Origin of the sequence: Moorena sp. SIO4A5 (assembly GCF_010672005.1) — a bacterium.
GTDB lineage: Bacteria > Cyanobacteriota > Cyanobacteriia > Cyanobacteriales > Coleofasciculaceae > Moorena.
Genome location: NZ_JAAHHZ010000258.1, coordinates 1 through 6,693 on the forward strand (window position 1 = coordinate 1; position 6,693 = coordinate 6,693).

Genomic DNA, 6,693 nt, shown 5'->3' on the forward strand with positions numbered 1-6,693 from the left:
GTACTGGACCATTGTCGGTTTGAATCTTATGAGTGGTGATGGTATCTCCTACTACAAATCCAGGCACACCTAAGGTGCGGTAAATGCATAAGCTAGCACCTCCTTGTCCTTGGGAGTGTTGGTCGTGATTTCCTACTAGTAAAACTGTAGGAATGTTTGCATCTACTAAGCGGCGAAATTGATTGGCAAAGGCTTGTTGAACATAGGGTGGTGGTGTGGCATCGGGAAAGGCATCACCGCCAAAAAGAACTAAATCCACAGGTTCGGCAATGGCTCGGTCAATACATTTAGCTAGGGTATTGACAAAATCTTCTAAACGTGTGTTGATTCCAGTAGCAGGGTTGATTCGTCCATGGGAGAAGCCACTACCCATGTGGATGTCAGATAGGTGAAGAATTTTTATCATTGGCGATGATACTATTACAAAGTAGACATGATGAGATTAGGAAATAGCAATTAACAATTTTTAAATTGCTATTTTCCTATTAATATCTATAGTCACTTTTTGATTTTTGAAAACATCCCTTTGGTTATTCGTCAAGAATTTCAGATAGAGCTTGATGGATGACCTGTTTTTGCTCAGAATCGTATCTCCAGCGCTGCAGAAATTCTTGGTAGTTGCCAACTCCAGTAAGGGCGCTTTGCCTTAACTGTTGGGCAATGTCAAACAGGCTTGGCATATTTAGTTGTTTAATGAGATTAGCACTACGCGTTCGCGGAGCGGCTCCTACGGAGCATCGCACTCGGTCTGATCCTTGAGCCATGTCTTCTTTACCATTGCGGCGATGGTTCAATCCCATTGCCGCTGACATAGCTAAATTTTTGACTAACAGTTCCGCTACGATTTCGGGGGATGACTCTAGAGCTGTGATCACCTCTGGTGAGGGATTGTCGGCTAAGGTGCTGTCACTGGTAAGGTAGGTGACAAAGAAACCTCTAGCACCATTTTTAGTTTTGACTAAGGATGCGTTCGCGAAGCGGCTCCAAAGGAGCATCGCATCGGTAATTTCTGGCGATGTTAGTTCCCCTGTTGCCATTTTGGTCATTATCGATTCCGTGAATGCGATGGCATTATCAAAGGTTACGGTTTCTAGAATCTCCATGGCATTTATCAGGCTAGCTCAATCGTAGGTCAGTTTCAATTTGAGCACAATTTTCAGAAAACCGCAGATAGAGCTTTTACTATCAATCCCCCAAAGTTATCAGCGGTCAGCGGTCAGCGCTCAGTGGTCAGCCCTCAGCGCTCAGCCGTCAGCCGTCAGCCGTCAGCCTTGGCCTTTGGCCACGCTACGCGAACAGCCTTGGCCTTTGGCCACTACTGATTGCTATAAGCTGATTACTGATTGCTATAAGCTGATTGCTATAAGCTGATTACTGATTGCTATAAGCTGATTACTGTTCGCGTAGCGTGCGCGTAGCGCATATGCTTACAAACCAAACCCTAACTCTTGACAATTGCTCCAAAATCTGCTAAGACACGAGCATGATTCCGCAACAATCCTAACAAATTCAAGCGATTACTGCGAATATTGGGGTCAGGATCCATCACCAATACACTCTGGTCACCATCAAAGAAAGTGCTAACTGTAGGAGTAATCTGCTCTAGTGCTTCCACTAATTTCTGATAATCTCGTTCTTCCTGAGAAGCTTTAATTTTTGGCACTAATTCCACGAGAGCATCATAAAATGCTTGCTCACAAGACTTCTGGAAGTATTTCGGATTCACTACTGTTGTTGGTTGTATCTGTTTGGTATCTAAATCCCCTTGTTTAGCTAAACGAGCTGAACGGTTGACAGTTTCATAGATTTTATTCAGAGTACCATTATCTCGGATAGACTGGAGAAACAAAGCGCGATCGCGTACATCTAACACATCAATTAATGCCCTGTTTTGATACTCCGGATCATCTTCTCCTAACACAGCATTCACTAAATCATAGTCAATTTTATTTTCTTCTTGGAGCAGAGTCCGAATCCGTTGTAAGAAAAATTCCTGTAATGACTCTATTGGTGAATTCTTGTCTGGATAAGCAGCTACAAAATCCGCAGCAATATCTTTTAGCAACTGCTGGAGATTAATCGGTAAATTGGCATCCCAGGTAATGTTGATAATCCCATTAGCAGCACGACGTAGAGCAAAGGGATCAGAAGAGCCTGTGGGTAACATACCTAAGCCAAAGATACTGACTAAGGTATCTAGCCTGTCTGATAACCCTACCACTTGCCCAGTAATGGTTTGAGGTAGAGAATCACCTGCACCCCTCGGTAAATAATGCTCAAAAATTGCTGTTGCGACTTGCTCAGATTCCCCACTAGCAACGGCATACTTTTGTCCCATTACCCCTTGTAATTCAGGAAATTCATACACCATCTGGGTAACCAAGTCTGCTTTACACAATAAGGCCGCCCTTTGAATCTGAGTAATCGCCTCTGGTGAGATTAGATTAGGAGAGTGTTGACGTAACTGGTCAGTAATTTGACTCGCTATCTTTTCTATTCTACCGACCTTTTGGCGTACTGAACCCAAATCTTTCTGAAAAGTGACTTTCTCCAGTTGGGGTAAATAGCTTTCTAAGGGTGAGTCGATATCGGTTTTGTAGAAAAACTGGCCATCGGCTAACCTCGCTCGGATTACTCGCTCGTTGCCAGTAGCAATAATTTCGGATTTGGCGGGGTCACCGTTACCAATAGTAATAAAATAGGGGATAAGTTCAGTAGCTGCTTCGGTTTTGAATACTGGGAAGTAGCGCTGGTGAGACACCATCTCTGTGGTGACCACTTCTTGAGGTAAATTCAAGAATTCTGAGGAAAATTTACCCACTACTGCTGTCGGCCATTCCACTAAATTAGTGACTTCTTGCCATAACTCAGGGTACAGAGGGGTATAACCACGTAACTCTTTAGCGGCTGATTCTACTTGTGATTTGATTGTCTCGCGACGTGTTTCAGGGTTGACCTCTACATAAGCATTGCGCAAACAGGACTGATAATCTGTAGCTTCGGGAATCTCTACCGGTTTGGGAGACAAGATCCGATGACCACTGGAAATGCGATCGCTTTTTATAGTCTCGGCATTATTATCTAACTCTACCGGTAGCACTACATCATCTAAAAGTGTGACTAGCCAGCGAATGGGACGGGGAAACTTTAAATCTCCATTCGCCCAGCGCATGAATCGTCTCCCTTCCAATCCAAATATCCATTGGGGAATCAGTTCCGTTAAAATTTCCGTAGCGGGGCGACCGGATATCTGTTTCTGAACAAAGACAAATTCTCCTTTATCCGTATCTCTGAGGAATAGATTATCTACCTCTACCCCCTGTTTACGGGCAAACCCAAGTGCTGCTTTAGTAGGTTGGCCATCTTTAAACGCTGCCTTAGCTGGTGGTCCTTTAACCTCTTCTTCTCGATCGGGTTGCTTTTCAGGTAATCCTTTGATGATAACTGCTAAGCGGCGAGGGGTGCCGTAAATCTCAATTCCTTCTGGAGTAAGAAAGTACTCATCCAGGGTTTGGGGAATTCTCGATTGCCACTGTGCGATCGCACTATCCACAAAATCTGCGGGTAATTCTTCTGTACCAACTTCTAATAAAAATGTAGACATAGGGAACTGATTACTAATCAAAACGGTAATCTTTAACTACCAATTCCCCCAGTGTACCTCTTGAGATTCTAGACCTGGTTATGATAGTTTTCACAAAAAAACCAGAGTTACAATGACTGTCGCCAAACTTTACCTCAAACACCCTTCTGGATTTATCTTCAGTAGTAGGGGCGTACGACGTGCGCCCCTAACGGTATAGTTATTGCTAAAGTCCTGAGTTACAAACCCTAGAGAAAAAACAGGTTTACTCAGAGCTACAAAATTAACTAAATCGTCACAAAGTTGCTAGCGCTGGCAATAGTGCCAACTTGTGCATTATTGACAACTGCTAAGACTTCACCGTTAGCAGAGATAGCCACATTATCACTACTTTGGTTAAACGTCAAGTTACTGAAAGTCAAGGCACCAGACAGACCTAGCGACGTCTTACCAGCCTTAAAGTTAATGATAGTATCAGTTCCTTTGCGTGCTTCTAGGACAACAATATCCTGACCACCCCCAAGCCTGATCCTATCGTTGCCAAAGCCACCAACAACTAAATCATTACCAGTGCCAGTGTCTATGAGGTCATTACCGATACCCCCATAGACTGTGTTATTGCCTCCGGAGGAGAAGATCTGGTCATTACCAGTGCCGCCATAAATGGTGTCAGAATTGGAACCGCCGAAAATCAAGTCATCCCCAGCACCACCATAGAGAATGTTTACTCCCTCACTGCCAAAGATTCTGTCATTACCACCCTGACCGTAGATTGTGTCATTATCAGTAGTACCGAAAAGAGTTTCACCGTTGCTTTTGCCTAGAATTACTTCATCTTTCGGGACAACTCTCAAGTTATCCACTAGTAGCGCGGATTCCAATAACTCATCTTCTACATCCACCACTGCCATACCTACTATATAAGTGCCACCAGTTGGGAATTTGTAGGTAAAGGTATTGTAGTCTGTTTCCTCACGAAATCCTGTAGGAGACAGGAGAAATGAACTATTTGTATCTGCGAGGTTAGATAAAACGTTTGGGGTGATGGAGACAAAGGCAAAATCCTTGAAGGTGGAGTCAGGAGTAAGCTCATCAGTGAGGAAGTTAAAGTCGAAGCTCAAAACATCCCCAGCCTTGACTGTAATAGGTTTTAGCGTGAGAGCGGATCCTTCTTTGGCATCTCCATTGCCAAAACCATCGATAGTGCCTGGGTTCAACCCCAAGAAATTTTCAATTTCGCTATCACTTACAGAACCGACATCATTAGTAATCAAAGCCTGAAATTTTCCCTGAGAAGGGATACTGCCAAATGCCGCTGTCTCAATGCTGGCATCGCCGATAGTGTTCCAATTTATGAAGTTGCCAGTCTCAAATCCCAAAATATTAGTCATCAGATTTTGTTTTTGGTAGAATAAATGATTGACACAAAAAGGTCATTGCAGACAAACAAATTTCGACTAAGCTCACCTCAAGGCATCATAAGTTGATACACCAGTTGATACACCAGTTGATACACCAGTTGATACACCCTAAATCAGACTCGTAAAATCGATAATTTTTTCGTAGCTTCCCCTATAAATCAACATTTAAATTTTGGAGTATTCCTGAAAAATTCAAATACCTTAAGGTGTCTTATTTTTTTACCCTGAATGTTTTTGATATTTTGCTTGACTTGACTATTTATCAATTTATCAATTCTTTTTTTAAAGAAAAATACTTTTATTTAAAGTATTCGTAAAGTTAAGACTAAACTTGTTCAAGTTTTAGTGAAAATTAAGGAATCACAGTTACCTAGGTAACGCCCATAAACTAGATACCATCAGTTATCTGCGGCATCTTCACAGATTTCAGGGATTGTAACACTGCCAAAGCCAGCAGCATCGAGTCATTCACAATAGGTTTGATTACTTGTATAGCGGTTTTCAATTTGGTGAGGTATACAATTTTGGTATTTTAGGGAACAGGAATCCCCCCTAATCCCAGGGCTGTTTCTTGCGTCCGACTAAAATGTGATAGGTATTTTTAACCTTAAAAAAACCCTCTCCCCAGCACCCCACCTCCCTTTCACCCGATTGACCTGACAATTTATTCCAAAGAAAGAATGAAAAAGCCCTGCTTACTAAGGGGGGTTAGGGGGGATTCCTCTTGCCTTTCCTTAAGGAAGTATGTTAACAAATCAAATAGAAATGCTATACTGCTAAACTAAAGAAAGATTTCCCCAAAAATTCAGGAGCCATGACTGTCACAATCACCCCAGCACATAGCCTGGAATAATTTCTGAAGCTCCCAGAAACAAAGCCAGCTAGGGAATACATCAACGGCGAGATTGTCCAGAAGCCAATGCCGAAAGGAAAGGATAGTCGATTGCAGCTGAGGCTATGCAACAGTATCAACGAAAACGCAGAAAGCCAGAAAATTGCTTATGCCTTCCCAGAGTTGCGCTGTAGTTTTGGCATAGGCTCTATTGTACCTGATATAGCGGTTTTCAAATGGTCACGAATTCCGTTTGATGCCGATGGGGAAGTTCCCAATGATTTTTTATTGTACCCAGATTGGACAATTGAAATCCTCTCTTCAGAACAGAGTTCAAATCGGGTAATTGGCAATATTCTCTATTGCTTACAACATGGTTGTCAGCTAGGTTGGTTAATTGATCCTGCTGATCGGTCTATTTTAGTGTTTCGACCGGGTCAACAACCAGAATTGTTACTAGGTAGCAATCAACCTTCTGTATTAGAGGATATTAACCTAGAGTTAACAGTAGATCGTATTTTTGGTTGGCTGAAAATGTCAGAGAATTAGCTAAAGGTAAGCATTCAGCATATGCTTATGATTTACTGAAGACACAAACCCCAAAATACCATTTACAAATTACCAAATTGTTGAAAGATCTAACAAAAATCCTGGCAAAACATCTTCCCCAGACATAGTATCAGGATTGTTGAGAATTTCTACAGCTTGATGGGGACGATAAATTTCATTTTTTCGCTGTTTTCGGTTAATCAACCAGCCAAGTCTTGCCCCGTTTTCCATGTATAGCACTACGCGCATACATTAGGACATTTTTTGAAGGCTGCATCTACACATTCTCGTACAGTATCAAATTCTTT

Annotated in this window: 6 protein-coding genes and 1 pseudogene; 2 read left to right on the forward strand and 5 right to left on the reverse strand. The window is 42.3% G+C overall.

Features of this window, described 5'->3' with window-relative positions; all coding sequences use genetic code 11:
* Together sbcD and F6K57_RS34215 are read right to left on the reverse strand one after the other, a co-directional pair.
* The coding region (gene sbcD, locus F6K57_RS34210; protein ID WP_293072368.1) for an exonuclease subunit SbcD at positions 1–406 on the reverse strand (406 nt) is incomplete at its 3' end.
* A 124-nt stretch (positions 407–530) separates the two neighbouring features.
* Positions 531–1,103, reverse strand: a complete 573-nt coding sequence (locus F6K57_RS34215) for a hypothetical protein (protein WP_293072369.1) — start codon at positions 1,101–1,103, stop codon at positions 531–533.
* A 40-nt stretch (positions 1,104–1,143) separates the two neighbouring features.
* On the opposite strand from F6K57_RS34215, the gene F6K57_RS34220 reads away from it, so the two are divergent.
* Positions 1,144–1,371 (forward strand): hypothetical protein, encoded by a 228-nt coding sequence (locus F6K57_RS34220; RefSeq protein ID WP_293072370.1) that lies wholly within the window; start codon positions 1,144–1,146, stop codon positions 1,369–1,371.
* Positions 1,372–1,441: 70 nt separating this feature from the next.
* On the opposite strand, the gene glyS is transcribed toward F6K57_RS34220, so the two are convergent.
* Positions 1,442–3,604 carry a glycine--tRNA ligase subunit beta gene (gene glyS / locus F6K57_RS34225; protein ID WP_293072371.1) on the reverse strand — a complete coding sequence of 721 codons (2,163 nt, stop codon included), beginning with the start codon at positions 3,602–3,604 and terminating at the stop codon, positions 1,442–1,444.
* A gap of 266 nt (positions 3,605–3,870) precedes the next feature.
* A complete protein-coding gene (locus F6K57_RS34230) occupies positions 3,871–4,974 on the reverse strand; it encodes a calcium-binding protein (RefSeq protein WP_293072372.1) in 1,104 nt (367 codons plus the stop codon).
* A gap of 886 nt (positions 4,975–5,860) precedes the next feature.
* Between F6K57_RS34230 and F6K57_RS34235 the strand changes: the two genes are divergently transcribed.
* A complete protein-coding gene (locus tag F6K57_RS34235) occupies positions 5,861–6,385 on the forward strand; it encodes a Uma2 family endonuclease (protein WP_293072373.1) in 525 nt (174 codons plus the stop codon).
* Between the two features lie 69 nt (positions 6,386–6,454).
* Here F6K57_RS34235 and F6K57_RS34240 read toward each other — a convergent pair.
* Positions 6,455–6,619 (reverse strand): annotated as a pseudogene (locus tag F6K57_RS34240) (Uma2 family endonuclease); the annotation flags it as partial.
* Positions 6,620–6,693 lie beyond the last annotated feature (74 nt).

Excerpts from the sequence above, each read along its gene's own strand:
- glyS (WP_293072371.1), bottom strand. The coding sequence starts at position 3,604 with ATGTCTACATTTTTATTAGAAGTTGGTACAGAAGAATTACCCGCAGAT.
- F6K57_RS34230 (WP_293072372.1), bottom strand. The coding sequence starts at position 4,974 with ATGACTAATATTTTGGGATTTGAGACTGGCAACTTCATAAATTGGAAC.
- F6K57_RS34215 (WP_293072369.1), bottom strand. The coding sequence starts at position 1,103 with ATGGAGATTCTAGAAACCGTAACCTTTGATAATGCCATCGCATTCACG.